Source organism: Kitasatospora kazusensis (genome assembly GCF_039529945.1).
Classification (GTDB): Bacteria; Actinomycetota; Actinomycetes; order Streptomycetales; family Streptomycetaceae; genus Kitasatospora; species Kitasatospora kazusensis.
Genome location: NZ_BAAANT010000015.1, coordinates 117,034 through 132,820, shown reverse-complemented (window position 1 = coordinate 132,820; position 15,787 = coordinate 117,034). Strand labels below are relative to the sequence as shown.

Annotated in this window: 13 protein-coding genes and 1 tRNA gene; 8 read left to right on the top strand and 6 right to left on the bottom strand. The window is 72.8% G+C overall.

The window, feature by feature from the left end; all coding sequences use genetic code 11:
• Window positions 1-133 precede the first annotated feature (133 nt).
• A tRNA-Lys gene (locus ABD330_RS15685) sits at window positions 134-207 on the top strand.
• Between the two features lie 157 nt (window positions 208-364).
• On the opposite strand, the gene ABD330_RS15680 is transcribed toward ABD330_RS15685, so the two are convergent.
• The 3 genes from ABD330_RS15680 to ABD330_RS15670 form a co-directional block, all read right to left on the bottom strand.
• A complete protein-coding gene (locus ABD330_RS15680; protein ID WP_344465259.1) occupies window positions 365-931 on the bottom strand; it encodes a class IV adenylate cyclase in 567 nt (188 codons plus the stop codon).
• Window positions 932-1,143: 212 nt separating this feature from the next.
• A complete protein-coding gene (locus ABD330_RS15675; protein ID WP_344465257.1) occupies window positions 1,144-1,539 on the bottom strand; it encodes a nuclear transport factor 2 family protein in 396 nt (131 codons plus the stop codon).
• Between the two features lie 110 nt (window positions 1,540-1,649).
• A complete protein-coding gene (locus tag ABD330_RS15670) occupies window positions 1,650-2,936 on the bottom strand; it encodes an MFS transporter (RefSeq protein ID WP_344465255.1) in 1,287 nt (428 codons plus the stop codon).
• Window positions 2,937-3,040: 104 nt separating this feature from the next.
• Here ABD330_RS15670 and ABD330_RS15665 point away from each other — a divergent pair, with 104 nt between their 5' ends.
• From ABD330_RS15665 to ABD330_RS15655, 3 genes are all read left to right on the top strand, one after another.
• Entirely contained in the window at window positions 3,041-3,676 is a 636-nt protein-coding gene (locus tag ABD330_RS15665; protein WP_344465253.1) for a TetR/AcrR family transcriptional regulator, read from the top strand.
• Window positions 3,677-3,893: 217 nt separating this feature from the next.
• Window positions 3,894-6,191, top strand: coding sequence for a transglycosylase domain-containing protein (locus tag ABD330_RS15660; protein WP_344465251.1), 2,298 nt, complete (start codon window positions 3,894-3,896; stop codon window positions 6,189-6,191).
• A gap of 114 nt (window positions 6,192-6,305) precedes the next feature.
• The gene (locus ABD330_RS15655; RefSeq protein WP_344465249.1) at window positions 6,306-7,298 is read left to right on the top strand and encodes an EamA family transporter; all 993 of its coding nucleotides are present in this window, start codon (window positions 6,306-6,308) and stop codon (window positions 7,296-7,298) included.
• A gap of 44 nt (window positions 7,299-7,342) precedes the next feature.
• Here ABD330_RS15655 and lepB read toward each other — a convergent pair whose 3' ends face one another.
• Window positions 7,343-7,951: a signal peptidase I gene (gene lepB / locus ABD330_RS15650; protein WP_344465247.1), complete on the bottom strand. Its 609-nt coding sequence runs from the start codon at window positions 7,949-7,951 to the stop codon at window positions 7,343-7,345.
• 400 nt (window positions 7,952-8,351) lie between these two features.
• The gene (locus ABD330_RS15645; protein ID WP_344465245.1) at window positions 8,352-8,699 is read right to left on the bottom strand and encodes a chorismate mutase; all 348 of its coding nucleotides are present in this window, start codon (window positions 8,697-8,699) and stop codon (window positions 8,352-8,354) included.
• A 257-nt stretch (window positions 8,700-8,956) separates the two neighbouring features.
• Between ABD330_RS15645 and ABD330_RS15640 the strand changes: the two genes are divergently transcribed.
• Together ABD330_RS15640 and ABD330_RS15635 are read left to right on the top strand one after the other, a co-directional pair.
• Window positions 8,957-9,382 carry an OsmC family protein gene (locus ABD330_RS15640; protein ID WP_344465243.1) on the top strand — a complete coding sequence of 142 codons (426 nt, stop codon included), beginning with the start codon at window positions 8,957-8,959 and terminating at the stop codon, window positions 9,380-9,382.
• A gap of 307 nt (window positions 9,383-9,689) precedes the next feature.
• On the top strand, window positions 9,690-11,774 hold the full coding sequence (locus ABD330_RS15635) for a putative bifunctional diguanylate cyclase/phosphodiesterase (protein WP_344465241.1): 2,085 nt from the start codon (window positions 9,690-9,692) through the stop codon (window positions 11,772-11,774).
• Window positions 11,775-11,824: 50 nt separating this feature from the next.
• Here the strand turns inward: ABD330_RS15635 and ABD330_RS15630 are convergent, their stop codons facing one another.
• Window positions 11,825-12,895, bottom strand: coding sequence for an LLM class flavin-dependent oxidoreductase (locus ABD330_RS15630; RefSeq protein WP_344465239.1), 1,071 nt, complete (start codon window positions 12,893-12,895; stop codon window positions 11,825-11,827).
• Window positions 12,896-13,437: 542 nt separating this feature from the next.
• Between ABD330_RS15630 and ABD330_RS15625 the strand changes: the two genes are divergently transcribed.
• Both ABD330_RS15625 and ABD330_RS15620 read left to right on the top strand, forming a co-directional pair.
• Entirely contained in the window at window positions 13,438-14,034 is a 597-nt protein-coding gene (locus ABD330_RS15625) for a DedA family protein (protein WP_344465237.1), read from the top strand.
• A 276-nt stretch (window positions 14,035-14,310) separates the two neighbouring features.
• A complete protein-coding gene (locus ABD330_RS15620) occupies window positions 14,311-15,561 on the top strand; it encodes a polysaccharide deacetylase family protein (RefSeq protein WP_344465235.1) in 1,251 nt (416 codons plus the stop codon).
• Window positions 15,562-15,787: the final 226 nt, after the last annotated feature.

Sequence of the window (15,787 nt, the reverse complement as noted above, 5' to 3'; positions counted from 1 at the left end):
GGGGTGACGGCGGTCCCTGGGCTTGGCCACCTTCCCACCCTAACCGCCACAACCCGGACAACTCCGACATCACCCGGCGCAAACCCGCACATGCCACCCCTCCGGACCGTGTATTGTTCTCCAGGTCGGACAAGCGCCGCTAGCTCAGTTGGTTAGAGCAGCTGACTCTTAATCAGCGGGTCCGGGGTTCGAGTCCCTGGCGGCGCACAGCGAGACATCAGAGGCCGTCCTCCCTCCGGGGAGGACGGCCTCTGGCGTTCCCGGGCTCCGCACCGGCACGGGCCGCCCGTGCGGACCGCGACTGCGGCTGCCAGGGCCACGTCCGCTGTCGGTGCCCTGGCAGCCGGCCCGGCCGGGGTGCCGGTCAGGCGGTCGCGGGGGTGATCCCGAGCGTCATGTGGGGGTAGCCCGCGTGGATGCGGTCGCCCAGGTCGATGTCCAGGCCCGCGACGAACGCCTCGATCCGGGCCGTCGCCTCCTCGACGGTGTCGGCCTCGCCCTTGAACTCGAACTCGACGAAGTCGCCGACCCCGGCCACCGTGTCGAACGCCACCGCGATGCCGTCCGTCAGCCACTCCTCGCGGACCTTGTCGACCGTGGTCAGGCGGGTGAAGTCCAGGGCGCCCAGCAGCCGGGTGACGGCCTCCGCGTCGGCGACCGTCGACTCGAACTCGTCGCAGTGCGTCTTGACCGCCGCCTCCAGCGGGTACCACCGCTTGAAGTTGAGCGAGGCGGCCCCGTCCTCCACCCGGACCCGCAGCCACTCGGAGACGATCTCGCCGGACAGGAAGTCGCGGTGCGGGGCGTTGTAGTAGGTGTCGACCTGGCGGGAGGGCGTACCCGGCTCGGCGCCGCGAGCGGCCAGTGCGGCCTTCAACCCCTCGGGCGGGCTGAGCAGTCGGTACTTCTGCTCGACCTCGATGTACTTCATGCGCTGCTCTCCTGGTGGATCGTCACGGCGTGGGCGGGACGGAACAGGGCAAGCATGTCCCGTCCGGGTGACATCGCGGACCGGATCGCGCCGATACCGTCCGGGCCAGGGGTTTGCGGCCCCGCCTCGCGACCGATTCCCGGTCCAAGGCAGCCGAAGGGCGCCCTCCCGCTCGGAAGGGCGCCCTTCGGCGGGTGCGGGTCCCGGTGGCTTCACGCCCAGAAGGCGTCCGTCGCCGCAGGGTCCTCCAGGCACTCGTCGAGGTCGGTGATCTTCTCGCCGAGGATGCGGAAGACGATGCCGCCGACCTGGTCGAGGGTCCTGCCCGCCCGTTCGGCGGTGATCCGGTGGATGGACATCACGTGGCCCCGGCCGTCGACGAGGAGCTTCTGGAGTTCGGCCCGGAAGGTACCGTTCGTCTCCGCCGCGAGCCGGCCGTAGTAGCCGAGGACGGCGTCCACGCCCTTGAAGTCGCCGGACATCTGGTGGGTGCCGGGAACGTGCTGGGTGCAGTCGGTCGTCATCATCCCCCTGAGCGTCTCCAGGTCACCGCGCGAGAACGCCTCGTATCCCGTGCGGACCAGTGCGGCATGCGGATGCTCAGCCATGGAAATTCGCCACCTTCCTGGGCAAACAGGTCATCGGCTGACCTCTTCACCCTGTCACCGCGCGGACCCCCGGTCCACCCGGCGGGCAGGGGCCCGCGGCCCGGCCCCGGTCAGGCCGTGCGGGTGGCGGGGGCGGCCGGGCCGAGGCGCCCGGAGGCCAGGGCAGCCAGCAGGAGCAGGGCCGCGCCGGCCAGGAAGGGCGCACGGAGGCCGAAGGAGTGGGCGAGCAGGCCGCTGACGGCGGCGCCGAGGGCTCCGGCACCGTTGCTCGCCATCTGGTACGCCATGCCGACGCGGCCGAGCAGTTCGGCGGGGACCAGGGACTGACGCAGCGATACCGCCGTGGTGTTCCAGATCAGCGAGGCCGAACCGTACGCGGCGATGAAGCACCCGGCCGCGACGCCGGAGTGCGCCGTGCCCGCGCCGACCGCCGCGACGGCCGAGACGAGCACGGCCAGCCGGAGCGTACGGCCCGTGCCGAGCCGGGCGGCCAGGGCCTGGGTGAGCGCCGTGCCGGCCAGGCCGCCGACGGCGAAGGCCGCGACCAGCAGCCCGAAACCGAACGGGCGGAGGCCGAGCGCCTCCCGCGCGTACAGCACCAGGATCGCGATCAGCCCGGCCCCGACCAGATTGGAGGCCGCCGAGACCGCGCACAGTCGCCGCAGCAGCCGGTGCCGCCACAGCCAGCGCACACCCTCCGCCATGTCGCGGCGCAGCGTGGAGCGGGCAGGGGCAGCGGGAAGGCCGAGTGTGGAAGCGCCGGAAGAGGAGACGGCGGAAGAGGAGACGGCGGGCCGGAAGTCGCCGGGCAGGAAGGCGACCAGCAGCGCCGCGACGGCGAAGGAGGCGGTGTCGACCGCGAAGGGCGCGGCGGCGGCCACGGCGAAGAGCAGGGTGCCGAGCGGCGTGCCGATGAGGGTGTCGGTGATCAGTGCGCCGGCCTGGATCCGGGAGTTGGCGCGGATCCGGTCGCCCGGCTCGACCAGCGCCGGGACGATGCCGGACCAGGCACCGTTGTAGAGGGTCTGCCCGCAGCCGAGGAGGAACCCGGCAACCGCCAGCAGCGCGACGGAGGTGGCGTCGAGCGCGACGGTGACGGCCAGGGCCCCGACCAGGACGGTTCTGGCCGCATCGACGGTCCACAGCATCCGGCGCCGGTCCAGCCGGTCGGCCAGCGCGCCGGCCGGCAGGCCGAGGAGCAGCCAGGGCAGCTGTTCGACCAGGGCGACCAGCGCGACCTGCCTCGGGTCGCCCGAGACGCGCGCCGCGAGCAGCGGCAGTGCGACGAACCGCATACCGTCGCCGAGGCTGGAGACGGTGACCGAAGTCCAGACCAAATGGAACCTGGCGCCGAGTGGCGCGGGTGCCGTCCGTAGAGCTTCCCCCGAAGTGAACATGAACTAGACTCTGGTTCAGGTTTTGGGCCCTGTCAAGGAAAGCCCGTCAAGGAACCACCGCCCGAAGAACGAAGAACGAAGAAGAGGAAGAGGAAGGGAGCCGCATGTCCGAAACCGAGGGCAGGACCGTAGAGGCAAGGACCACGGTCGCCCCCCAGCAGCAGCGCAGCCGGGAGAAGGTGGCCCGGATCCTCGCCGCCGCCGGGCAGCTGCTGGAGACCCGCCCGTACGCGGAGCTGGGCACCAAGCTGATCGCCGCCGAGGCCGGGGTGTCGGTCGGCGTGCTCTACCGGTTCTTCCCCGACAAGGAGGCGATCGTCGCATCGCTGATGCGGGACTGGCTGGAGCGCTTCGTGGTGATCTGCGAGGAGATCACCGGCGGACCGCTGCCCGAGGATCCGCACGCGTTCCACGCCGCGCTGATCGACGCCTACGCCGCGTTCTACCGGCAGGAGCCGGGCTTCCGGCAGGTCTGGCTCCAGGGCGCCGGGCTCCCCTCGCTCCAGGACGAGGGCGACGCGAACGACCGGCAGCTCGCGGAGCTGGTGCACGAGGTCCGGGTGCGGCGGTACGGCACACCCGACACCCCCGAGACCCGGCGCCGGACACTGCTGGCCGTGGTGCTGGTGGGGAACCTGCTCAACCAGGCGTTCCGTACCGACCCGCAGGGCGATCCGGACATCCTCGCCGAGGCGGTCGTGCTGGTGGACCGCTACTTCCAGGAGAGCGCGCGGGCGTGAACACCGGGCCGCCGACCGGAGGCGGTGAACGCGGGCGTGAACACCGGGCCGCCGACCGGAGGCGGTGAACGCGGGAAGACCTCGGGACGGACCTGGAGGCGCCCGGACACGTCGGCCGCGACCCGTCGCCGGAGGAAACAGGACAAAGGTCCCTAACATCTGACAAGTCACTCAGGCAGGCTGGCACGGTCCCGCGTCCCAGGAAAGGCCCTCCCCGTTGAACCGCAGCCGTAAGGGCCTGAAGATCCGCACGCCCAGGACGGGGACCCGCACGCCCAGGGCGAGACGGACGGGCTGGCGCCGGCTGATACCCACCTGGCGGCTGACGCTGGCCGGGCTGTTCACCTCGCTGCTGCTCGGCGTCGGGCTGTTCGTGCTCGGCGTCACACTGGTCAAGGTCCCCGACGCGCACGCCACCGCCACCGCGCAGAGCAACACCTGGCTCTACCAGGACGGCAGCCTGATCGCCCGGACCGGGCAGACCAACCGCCAGAGCGTCGGGCTCGACAAGGTCTCCCCCGCCGCCCAGCACGCCGCGCTCGCCGCCGAGGACCGGAACTTCTACCACGAGGGCGCGGTGAACGTGAAGGGCCTGACCCGGGCCGCCATCGCCACCGCCACCGGCGGCACCACCCAGGGCGGCTCGACGATCACCCAGCAGTACGTCAAGAACGCCTACCTCAGCCAGAAGCAGACCATCAGCCGGAAGGTGAAGGAACTCTTCATCGCCCTCAAGGTGGACGCGACGCAGACGAAGGACGAGGTGCTCGCCGGCTACCTCAACACCTCGTACTACGGCCGGGGCGCGTACGGCATCCAGGCCGCCGCGCAGGCGTACTTCGGCACCGACGCGGACAAGCTGAACGCGGCCCAGGGCGCCTACCTGGCCGCGCTGCTCAACGCCCCCAGCGCGTACGACGTCTCCACCGCGACGGCGGCCGGCAAGCAGAACGCCACCAACCGCTGGAACTACGTGCTGGACGGGATGGTCAAGGAGAACTGGCTGTCCGCCGCCGACCGGGCCGCCACCGCCTTCCCCCAGGTGAAGGAGCCGCAGAGCCCGCCCGGCCTCTCCGGCCAGGCCGGCTACCTGGTGCGGGCCGCGACGGACTACCTGACCTCGCACGGGATCGTCAGCGACGCCGCGCTCGCCCAGGGCGGCTACACCGTGAAGCTGACCGTCGACGCCGCGCGCCAGCAGGCGCTGCAGGACTCCGTGCAGAGCCAGCTCACCGACAAGCTCGACCCGGGGAAGCGGAAGAACGACGCCGCCGCCCAGGCGGGCGCGGTCTCGCTCGACCCGAAGACCGGCGCGGTGGTCGCCTTGTACGGCGGTACGGACGCCACCAAGCACTGGATCGACAATGCCAACCGGCGCGACTACCAGGCCGGTTCGACCTTCAAGGCGATCGCGCTGGCCGCCGCACTGGAGAGCGGCGCCAGCACGCAGTCCGGTGAGCGGATCACCCCCGACACGATCTACGACGGCACCAGCCGGCGCTCCGTGGTGGGCGGCACCGGGAAGGCCTACAACCCGCCGAACGAGGGCGACCGGAGCTACGGCCGGGTGACCCTCCAGCAGGCCACCGACTGGTCGGTGAACTCGGCCTTCGCCCAACTCGCCCAGGACACCGGGCTGGAGAAGGTCCGGGAGACCGCTGTCGCGCTCGGCCTGCCCGCCACCACCCCCGGGCTGGCCGCCCTGCCGTCGATCCCGCTCGGGGTCTCGACGCCGAGCGTGCTGGACATGGCCGGGGTGTACGCGACGCTCGACAACGGCGGCAAGCGGATCACCCCGACGATGGTCGCCGGCGTGCAGCACGCGGGCGAGCAGGTGGCCCTGCCCGCGCCCGCCGTCACCCAGGCGGTCAGCGAGCAGACCGCCCAGCGGGTCACCTCGCTGCTCCAGGGCGTGGTCTCCGACCCGGGCGGCACCGGGTACCGGGCCCTCCAGCTGGACCGGCCCTCGGCGGGCAAGACCGGCACCACCGACGACCAGAAGTCGGTCTGGTACGTCGGCTACACCCCGGAGCTGGTGACGGCCGTGGCGATGTTCGGCCAGGACCCGGCGACCGGCGGCCAGGTCACGCTGGACGGCACGGCGGGCGTCGCGGGCGCGGCGGGCGGCCGGTTCCCGGCGCAGATCTGGACGGCGTACATGCAGGCGGCGCTGGCCGGTCAGCCGGTCACCCGCTTCACCGCGCCGGCGGACACCCCGTCGGCGCCGGTCCGCTCGTCCTCCCCCAGTGCTACCGCGTCGGCGCCGTCCTCCGCCCCCGCGTCCACCCCGGCGGCCCCGGCCGCGACCCCGTCCGGCCAGGCCACCCCCTCCCCGACCCGGTCGCCGTCCCACACCCGGAAGCCGACGCCGACCCCCACCACGGACACCCCGACCCCGCCCCCGACGCCCACGCCGACCCGCACGCCGACGGCCCCGCCGACCGGCACGGCCGACCCGGCCGTGCCGACCACGGGCGGGCAGCCGAACGCCACCCCGGCGACGGTCGCACACTGACCGGCGGCCGAGCGGGCGCGCAAGCTCCGGGACGGACAGCAAGGCCGGCAATCCAGGACCAAAAGGCGAGATGACGCCTTACCCGACCGGGCCTTCGGCTGGCACAATGCCTCGATGCACAGCTCTCAGCCCCGCCCCCGGGCCTCGGCCAGGACCCTCGGTCTGTCGCTGGCCCTGGCCTCCGCCGTCGCCTTCGGCGGCTCCGGTACCGCGGCGAAGCCGCTGATCGAGGCGGGGCTCTCCCCGCTGCACGTCGTCTGGCTACGGGTCACCGGCGCAGCCCTGGTCCTCCTGCCGCTCGCCTGGCGGCACCGGGACGCCGTCCGGCAGCGGCCCGGCGTACTGATCGGCTTCGGGCTGCTCGCGGTGGCGGGCGTGCAGGCGTGCTACTTCGCCGCGATATCCCGGATCCCGGTCGGCGTCGCGCTGCTGATCGAGTACCTCGGGCCGCTGCTGCTGCTCGGGTACGTGCGGTTCGTCCAGCGACGGCCGATCTCCCGCGCCGCGGCGATCGGCGCCGGGGTCGCCGTGGCCGGCCTGGCCTGCGTGGTCGAGGTCTGGAACGGCCTGAGCTTCGACACCCTCGGGGTGCTCTTCGCCCTCGGCGCCGCCTGCTGCCAGGTCGGCTACTTCATCCTGGCCGACGCGAGCCGCCAGGGGGACCGCCCGGTCGACCCGATCGCGGTCAGCGCGTACGGGCTGCTGATCGGCGCCGTCGTCCTCACCGCGTTCACCCGGCCGTGGACCGCCGACTGGAGCGTGCTGGCCGGCCGGGTGTCCATGAACGGGCACGCGGTACCCGCCCTGCTGCCCGCCCTCTGGATGGTGCTGGTCGCGACCGTCCTGGCCTACCTGACCGGGGTCGTCGCCGTCCAGCACCTGTCACCGCCGGTGGCCGGGGTGGTGGCCAACCTGGAGGCCGTGGTCGCCACCGTCGCGGCCTGGGTCCTGCTCGGGGAGCACCTCGGCACCCCCCAGCTGCTGGGCGGCCTGCTGGTGCTGGCCGGCGCCTTCGCCGCCCAGAGCAGCAAGCCCGCACCGGCCGAGGAGCCCGCCCACGCCGAGGAGGCGGCGGCGGGCCTGGTCGGCGAGGGCCTGCACCGGTAGACCGGCCGGTCCGGCCGTCTCACCTGCCCGAACGGCGGCCGGCCCTACCGGCCCGACCAGCCGAACCAGCCGAGGTGGTTCAGGGGCCAGACCACCGCCGACGCCGGGCCGACCACGTCGGCCACCGGCACCGCACCGCCGCCGGGCTCGTCCCGGTGGTACCGGGAGTCGGCGGAGTCGCTGCGGTGGTCGCCCTCCACCCAGATGTCGCCCTTGGGCACCGTCACCGGGCCGAAGGGCAGCCCGGCACAGGAGTCGTCACCCGCGTGCAGATACGGCTCACTGACCGGACGGCCGTCCACCCGCAGGGTCGTCCCGCTGCACTGGACGGTCTGGCCGCCGGTCGCGATCACCCGCTTGACCAGGTAGTTGTCACCCCTGGGCGGCAGCAGGCCGACGAAGCTCAGCGCCTCCCCGACCACCCCGGAGGCCAGCCCGCCGTCGTCCGGCTGGGCCGGCAGCCAGTTGGCCGGGTCCTTGAAGACCACCGGGTCACCGGGCTGCGGCTCCCACCCGAGCAGGGGCGCCAGCTTGTTGACGGCCACCCGGTCGCCGATCCGCAGGGTGTTCTCCATCGAGCCGGACGGGATGGTGAAGACCTGGAACAGGCAGGTCTTGATCAGCAGCGCCGCCACCAGCCCGAGCGCCACCATCGCCGGGATCTCGGCCCACCAGGGCCACCGCCGACGCCCGCCGCCCGCCCGGGGCCGCCCGGACCGCGCGGCCCGCTGCGGGCGCTCGGCGTGCTGCCCGTCCTGATGCGGGTGCGGGTGCCCGGCCCGGGGTTCGTGTACATCCGGTTGCGCGTGTTCGGTGTGCCGGGGCGTCGGAGCGGGCCCAGAGCGGTTCACCGCTGGGGGTCCGACAACTGCCCGCACTGCTGCCTGCGTGCCACCGCTGCGCCACCTCTCCGAGGATCCAGGAAGTCAGACGTTAGCGCCGCGCGGGAAGTGTCGCGAAATCAGACTTTTAGCCGCGCCTCACACCGGACGGGCAGCTCAGCCCTCCGCCAGGCCCCTGTCAGGGCCCCTGTCGGGCCTCCGTCGGTCTCCGTCAGTCCTCGGTGCCGTGGCCCGCGAGCGCCTCGTGGTGGCGGATCACCTCGGCGATGATGAAGTTGAGGAACTTCTCCGCGAACACCGGGTCGAGGTGGGCCCCGGCGGCGAGCGCCCGCAGGCGGGCGATCTGGTTCCGCTCCCGGTCGTGGTCGGCCGGGGGGAGCCGGTGCTCGGCCTTCAGGTAGCCGACCCGCTGGGTGGCCTTGAAACGCTCCGCCAGCATGTGGACGACGGCGGCGTCGATGTTGTCGATGCTCTCGCGCAGGCAGGTCAGCTCGGCCCGGACGGCCGGGCTGACCTCGTCGAGCGCCGAGGCGGCGGGGTTGGTGGGCTGGTCCGTCATCGAGGTGGCTCCGGTGCTGGCTGGCGGGGTGCGACCCGGGCGAACCACCGGTCGGGCTGTCGGACTCGGGCCTGCACGAAATCTAACAGGACCGCCCCCGCGAACTCCCGTGGTTTCGTCCCGCCGTCCGCCATGTGGACGGCGGCTGCGCCGCATTTCCGGGTTGCGCCCCACCGTCCCGGTCGGCACGTAGGCTGGCCCCGGCATGTCCGGACGTGACGAACCAGCAGTCCCCCCATCTCAGGAGGTACCTGATCGTGGCAACCACCCGTACCGCACACACTGCTTGGGAAGGCCCGCTCCTCACCGGCAGCGGCGAGGTCACCCTCGCGTCCTCGGGCATCGGGACGTACCCGGTCTCCTGGCCGTCCCGCGCCGAGCAGGCGAACGGGAAGACCAGCCCGGAGGAGCTCATCGCGGCCGCCCACTCCGCCTGCTTCTCGATGGCGCTCTCGCACGGCCTGGCCGGCGCCGGCAACCCGCCCACCAAGCTGGACACCAAGGCGGACGTGACCTTCCAGCCCGGTGAGGGCATCACCGGCATCCACCTGACCGTGGTCGGCGAGGTCCCCGGGCTCGACGCGGAGGGCTTCCAGGCCGCCGCCGAGGACGCCAAGAAGAACTGCCCGGTCAGCCAGGCCCTCACCGGCACGACCATCACGCTGACCGCCTCGCTCGCCTGAGCGTCACCCGGCCCGCCGCACCACCGGAGCGCGTACGCCCCCGGCCCCGTCCTGCGACGGAGCCGGGGGCTTCGTCACGTACCGGCACGCTTGCCACGAAACCCGGCGAATCACCCTGGCGGCGGTCGCGGCCGGTTCGGCGCGCGTCCTATGATCAGCGGCAGTGCCCTGTTTTTACCGATCCGTGCCGAGCGCCCCCACCGGGCGCCGCCGCACCGGTCGCCAGGGTCCTCCAGTGAGCGGAAGCCGGCCACCCCACCAGCGGTCGACCGGTCGGATCAGCGTCAGCAGCGGACGGGAGCATGCCGTGCCGGGCCGGAACGAGGGGGCCGACGCCGACCGCCGACGCGCGCGCGACGGCGAGCCGCACCCCGACGCGGACGGGAGCAGGCCCGGACCGGCCCGGACCGGCTGCCCGTCCTGCGCCACCGCGACCGGCACGGTGAGCGTCCCGGCGGACGGCCTGACGGACGTGTCGGCGGACGGCCCGGCCCTGGCAGCGGTGGCGGCCGTGGAGGTGCAGGCCGACGGCAACACGGAGGAGCTGCTCGCAGCGCTCCGGGCGAGCGAGTCCCGCTTCCGCGCGGCGTTCGCCGACGCCGGCATCGGGATGCTGCTGGTCGACCCCGACGACCGGATCATCGAGGCCAACCCGGCCTTCGCCGCGATGATCGGCCACGAGGTGCCGGACCTGGTCCGGACCCACATCCACGAGATCATCGACCCCGAGGACACCCCCCGCAAGCTCTACCGGGAGCTGGTCCGGGGCGAGCGCGAGCGGATCAGGCTGGAGAAGCGCCTCAAGCACCGCGAGGGCCACGACGTCTGGAGCAACGTGACCATCTCGTTGATCCGGGACGGCGCCGGCGAGCCGCTGTACACCCTGGCCATGATCGAGGACGTCACCGAGCGGCGGATGCTCGGCGACCGGCTGGCGTACCAGGCGATGCACGACCCGCTGACCCTGCTGCCGAACCGCGCACTGTTCTTCGAACAGCTCAACGCGGCCTTCGGCCCGGCCGAGGCGGCGGTCACAGCGGCCGTCCCGGCGGGGGCGCCGGTCGCCGCGCCGGTCGCGGTACCGACGGCGGCCGTCCCGGCGGCGGTCACGGCGCCCGTACGGGTGGCGGCGGCGGGCGGCCCGGCCCGGCGGGCCCGGCGGGTCGGCCTCTGCTACGTGGACCTGGACGGCTTCGCCGCCATCAACGAGACGCTGGGGCACCACGTCGGCGACCAGCTGCTGGTGGCGGTGGCGACCCGGCTGGAGTGCGGCTTCGCCCGTGGCGAGGACCGGCTGGTGGCCCGGCTGGGCGGGGACGAGTTCGCCGTCCTGGTCCCCGACAGCGACGGCAGCGACCAGCTGACGATGCTGGCCACCGAGCTGATCAAGGCGCTGGAACAGCCCTTCGACATCGCCGGCCAGCAGCTGGTGGTGACGGCGAGCGTCGGCGTGGTCGAACGCCCGGTGCTCGACACCACCCCGACCGACCTGCTCAAGGACGCCGACGCCACGCTCTACTGGTCGAAGGCGGACGGCCGGGCCCGCTGGACGCTCTACGACCCCGACCGGGGCGCCCACCAGCTGACCCGGCAGCGGCTGACCACCGCGCTGCGGCCCGCGCTGGAGCGCGGCGAGTTCATCGTGGAGTACCAGCCGCTGGTCGGGCTGGCCGACGGGGCGGTGCACGGCGCCGAGGCCCTGGTCCGCTGGCGCCACCCCCGGTACGGGACGCTCTCACCGGACCGCTTCATCCCGCTCGCCGAGGAGTCCGGCGCGATCGTCCCGCTCGGCAAGTGGGTGCTGGAGGAATCGTGCCGTCAGGCCCGGTGCTGGCTGACGGAGTTCCCGAAGGCCGAGGTCTTCGTGAGCGTCAACCTGGCGGCCCGCCAGATCTGGGACTCGGACGTCGTCGCCGACGTCGCCCAGGTGCTGGAGCGGACCGGCCTGCCGCCCCGGCTGCTCCAGCTGGAGATCACCGAGAGCGCGGTGCTCGGGCCGGGCGGCCGTCCCGTCCAGGCCCTGCAGGCGCTGGCGGACATGGGCGTCCGGATCGCCATCGACGACTTCGGCACCGGGTACTCCAACCTCGCGTACCTGTCCCGGCTGCCCGTGCACGTGCTGAAGCTCGACGGCAGCTTCATCGAGGGCTTCCGCGACCCGGTCACCGGCGGCCGGCCGGACAGCCGGTTCCGGCGGGCCGACGCGGACGAGCAGATCGTCGGCGCGATGGTCCAACTCGCCCACGCGCTCGGCCTGACCGTCACCGCCGAGGGCATCGAGAACGCGGCCCAGGCGGAGCGGCTCCGCCTCACCGGCTGCGACACCGCCCAGGGCTGGTACTTCGCCCGCCCGGGCGGGGCCGAGGCCGTCGGGGCACTGCTCCGCAAGTAGCCCGGCCACCCCGGGCGGGGGGAACCGCGGTTCCCCCCGCCCGGGGTGGTTCAGGACGTGGTGGTCAGGCCGTAGGCCTCGGCTATCAGGCCGTACGAGCGGCGGCGCGGCTCGTGGCCGTGGATGTGCGAGGTGACCATGAGTTCGTCCGCGCCGGTGCGCTTGCGGACGGCCTCCAGGCCGTCGGCCACGTCGCCCGGGGCACCGAGGACGAGATTGCCCAGCCAGGAGTCGACGAACTCGCTCTCCGCCGCGCTGTACGGGTACGCCTCGGCCTCCTCCGGGCTCGGGATGGTGGTGGGGGAACCGAGCCGCAGGCGGAGCATGGACAGTGCCGCGGTGCGGGCGAGCCGCAGCGCGGCGCGCTCGTCCTCGGCGGCGACCGCGCCGATCCCGATCAGCGCGTACGGCTCGTCCAGCACGGCGGACGGCCGGAAGCTGGAGCGGTAGAGGTCCAGCGCGGGTTCGGTGTGGGCCGCGCTGAAGTGGTGCGCGAAGGCGAACGGCAGGCCGAGCCGGCCGGCCAGCTGCGCACTGAAGCCCGAGGAGCCGAGCAGCCAGACCGGCGGACGGCTGTCGCCCCTGGGCACGGCGGCGAGACCGGCGTACGGGTGCCCGGCCGGGAAGTCGCCGTCCAGGAAGTGGGTCAACTCGGCCACCTGCTGCGGGAACTCGTCCGCGCCGTCGGTCCGCCCCCGGCGCAGCGCGCGGGCCGTCGCCGGGTCGGTGCCGGGCGCGCGCCCGAGGCCCAGGTCGATCCGGCCGGGGTTCAGCGCCTCCAGCAGGCCGAACTGCTCGGCCACCACCAGCGGGGAGTGGTTGGGCAGCATCACACCGCCCGAGCCGAGCCGCAGCGTGCTGGTGTGCGCGCCCAGGTGCGCGAGCAGGACGGCCGGGTTGGAGCTGGCCACCCCGGGCATGCCGTGGTGCTCGGCCACCCAGAAGCGGTGGTAGCCCCAGCGCTCGGCATTGCGGGCCAGTTCGGTGGTGGCGCCGAGCGCCTCGCCCGGGGTGTACCCCGACCCGATGGGCGACAGGTCGAGGATGGAGAGCGGTGCGGGGGCGGTGCCACGGACGGTCCCGCGGATCGGGTCGGTGGCGGATGCTGCCCTACTGGTCATGCCGTCTCTCCTCCTGGTCGGCGTACGGCTCGGTGTGCGGCTGGCTGTGCGGTCGGGGATGCGGTCGGGGGTACGACTCGGTGCGTACGACTCGGAGTACGGCTGGGCAGGACGGGCCCGGCGGTACAACTCGGCGTACTGCTGGTCGGCTTCGAAGCCGCCTCGTAGGACAACCACCTGACGCCCGAGGTGTTCCCGGACGGAGAGGTCGGCCCGGTCACAGAACCCCGCGCCCGGTGGCGACATGCCGCCAGAACCGGAAGTCGCCAGCCGCAGGCCTCGCGGACTCCACCCGGAATCCGGCACGCTTGTCCACCAGTGGCGGTCGCACACCCGGGCCGCGCTCACCTGCAAGGCCGGCGCGCTGGACCAGCGTCGCCCGGCCCCCGCGAGCCCCTGGAGCAGCACCCCGCCCCAGGGGCTTTCGCCATGCTGTGACGCTCGGCACACGGGGGCGGTAAGCGGCATGTAAGAAGCTCCCGATACGTTGTTCCCCGTAGCCACCTGTTCTCCCCCCGGGCGGCCTGGAGGGAGTTACCGCTATGGAAGCCGCGTCGGTCATCGGTCCGGCATGGATCTGCGGCCTGGCGCTGTTCGCCGTCCTCGGCGACGCCTTCCTCCCCTTCCTCCCGAGCGGCACCCTGGTGGTGCTGGCGGTGCTGCGGACGGAGCGGTTCAACGGTGCGCCGGTGCTGCTGGCACTGGGGGTGGCGATAGCCTCCTTCCTCGGTGACCTGGCGCTGCTCAGCCTGGCCCGGCGCGGGGCCCCGCTGGTGAACCGCCGGCTGGCGCGCCGTCCGGAGCTGGCCGCGAACGTCGAACGGGTCCAGCGGCACCTGGCCGGCAAGACCAGCCGGGCCGCGGCCGCCGTGGTGATCGTCGCCCGCTTCGTCCCGGCCGGCCGTACGGTGCTGGACCTCGCGATGGGGCACGCGCCGGAACGGCCGCGCACCTACCTGCGCTGGTCGGCACTGGCCGCCGTCGTCTGGGCCGCGTACATCGTCACCCTGGGGTGGCTCAACAGCCACTGGTTCAACACCGCCTGGCTGAGCCTCGCGGTCTCCTGCACGGCCGCGACGGCCGTCAGCTCCGCCGTCGCGCACCTGATCCGCAGACGCCGCCGCCTGCTGGCCGCCTGACCCGTTCCCGCCCTCGCGGGACCGCCGCCCGGTGGTCCGCCCGGCCCGCCGCACGGTTGTCCCAGGACTGCAACAGTCGTTCGGTCCGCGAAGCCTTCCGGCTCTCCCCGGCGTCGTAGTGAGCGGCGGGAGGGGGCTGCACAGCGGCCGCCGCCCATGACATGCTGAAGCAACGAAACTTAGCAAATGTCCGTTTTCTGCCGAGCATCCGGACGCCCCTGTGACGGGGTCTCCGGATGCGGCGCGCGGAGCGGGCGCAATCCGGCAGGGGAGACGATGAGCAGGATCTCGCGCAGGACGGTGCTGAGCGCCACGGCGGCGACTGCGGCCCTCGGGGCGGTGGCCGCCTGCGGGAGTCAGGGTGCCGGGAGCACGAGGCCGGGTTCCGACTCGGGCGGTTCCGGCGGTCCGGGCGCTTCGGGTTCGCCGACCGGCAGCGTGAAGGGCAAGCCGATCGGGGACGGGTCGACCTCCGACACCGGGGCCCAGCCCAACCAGCCCAAGCCCGAGAAGCTCAAGCCCGGCGAGCGTCCGCCGCAGTTCGTGGTGTTCTCCTGGGACGGTGCGGGCGGCACGAGCGACGGGCAGTTCCCGCGCTTCCTCAAGCTGGCCGAGCAGTACAAGGCCACGATGACCTTCTTCCTCTCGGGCATCTACACCCTGCCGAAGGGCAAGTCGCACCTGTACGCGCCGCCTAAGCACCCCGTCGGCGCCTCCGACATCCCCTTCCTCTCCGACGGCGCGGTCAAGAGCACGATCAAGCTGATCACCCAGGCCTGGCTGGCCGGGCACGAGATCGGCACCCACTTCAACGGGCACTTCTGCGGCGCCAACGGCGTCGGCAAGTGGTCCCCCGAGGACTGGGAGAGCGAGATCGAGCAGGCGATCGGCTTCGTCACCCAGTGGAAGACCAACTCCGGCTTCACCGACGTGGACCCCTTCCCCTTCGACTACCGGAAGGAGCTGATCGGCGGCCGGACCCCGTGCCTGGAAGGGCAGAAGGGCCTGCTGCCGACGGCCGCGAAGCTGGGCTGGAAGTACGACGCCAGCTCGCCCGGCGGGCTCCAGATGTGGCCGCAGAAGGTGCAGGACGGCAAGATCTGGGACTTCCCGCTGCAGAGCATCCCCTTCCCCGGGCACAGCTTCCAGGTGCTCTCGATGGACTACAACATCCTGTTCAACCAGTCGGGCGACAACGTCCACGGCGACTCCGGCAAGTACAACGACTGGCGGAACCAGGCCACCCAGTCCTACCTGGCCGGCTTCGACCGGGCGTACAACTCCAACCGGGCGCCGTTCTTCGTGGGCAACCACTTCGAGCAGTGGAACGGCGGCATCTACATGGACGCCGTCGAGGAGACCCTGAAGACCATCGCGAACAAGCCCGAGGTCCGGCTGGTCTCCTTCCGCCAGCTGGTGGAGTGGCTGGAGGTCCAGGACGAGTCCACGCTGCGGAAGTTGCGCACCCTGAACGTCGGCAAGGCACCCACCGGCGGCTGGGAGACCTTCCTCGGCACCGCGGGCTGACACCCGCGAACCGACACCGCGAGCCGACGCACCGCGCCGAGACGGCCGGGCACCCTGACGGGGTGCCCGGCCGTTCGTCCGTGCACCGAGCGAACGCCAGTTTCCTTCCGATAGCAGCTATCGGTCGACGCCCGCGGCAATTCCGCCACATATTCACCCCCGGCCATGGCAGTTACCCGGATCGGTTGCGATCACCCTGGTGGCCCTGGACAGTTGTGACATCAGG

What these genes read in the sequence shown, in the direction of transcription:
- ABD330_RS15680 (WP_344465259.1), bottom strand. Translation starts at nt 931, where the DNA reads ATGAAGTACATCGAGGTCGAGCAGAAGTACCGACTGCTCAGCCCGCCC.
- ABD330_RS15620 (WP_344465235.1), top strand. Translation starts at nt 14,311, where the DNA reads ATGAGCAGGATCTCGCGCAGGACGGTGCTGAGCGCCACGGCGGCGACT.
- ABD330_RS15675 (WP_344465257.1), bottom strand. Translation starts at nt 1,539, where the DNA reads ATGGCTGAGCATCCGCATGCCGCACTGGTCCGCACGGGATACGAGGCG.
- ABD330_RS15630 (WP_344465239.1), bottom strand. Translation starts at nt 12,895, where the DNA reads ATGACCAGTAGGGCAGCATCCGCCACCGACCCGATCCGCGGGACCGTC.
- ABD330_RS15625 (WP_344465237.1), top strand. Translation starts at nt 13,438, where the DNA reads ATGGAAGCCGCGTCGGTCATCGGTCCGGCATGGATCTGCGGCCTGGCG.
- ABD330_RS15665 (WP_344465253.1), top strand. Translation starts at nt 3,041, where the DNA reads ATGTCCGAAACCGAGGGCAGGACCGTAGAGGCAAGGACCACGGTCGCC.
- lepB (WP_344465247.1), bottom strand. Translation starts at nt 7,951, where the DNA reads ATGGTGGCGCTCGGGCTGGTGGCGGCGCTGCTGATCAAGACCTGCCTG.
- ABD330_RS15670 (WP_344465255.1), bottom strand. Translation starts at nt 2,936, where the DNA reads ATGTTCACTTCGGGGGAAGCTCTACGGACGGCACCCGCGCCACTCGGC.
- ABD330_RS15655 (WP_344465249.1), top strand. Translation starts at nt 6,306, where the DNA reads ATGCACAGCTCTCAGCCCCGCCCCCGGGCCTCGGCCAGGACCCTCGGT.
- ABD330_RS15645 (WP_344465245.1), bottom strand. Translation starts at nt 8,699, where the DNA reads ATGACGGACCAGCCCACCAACCCCGCCGCCTCGGCGCTCGACGAGGTC.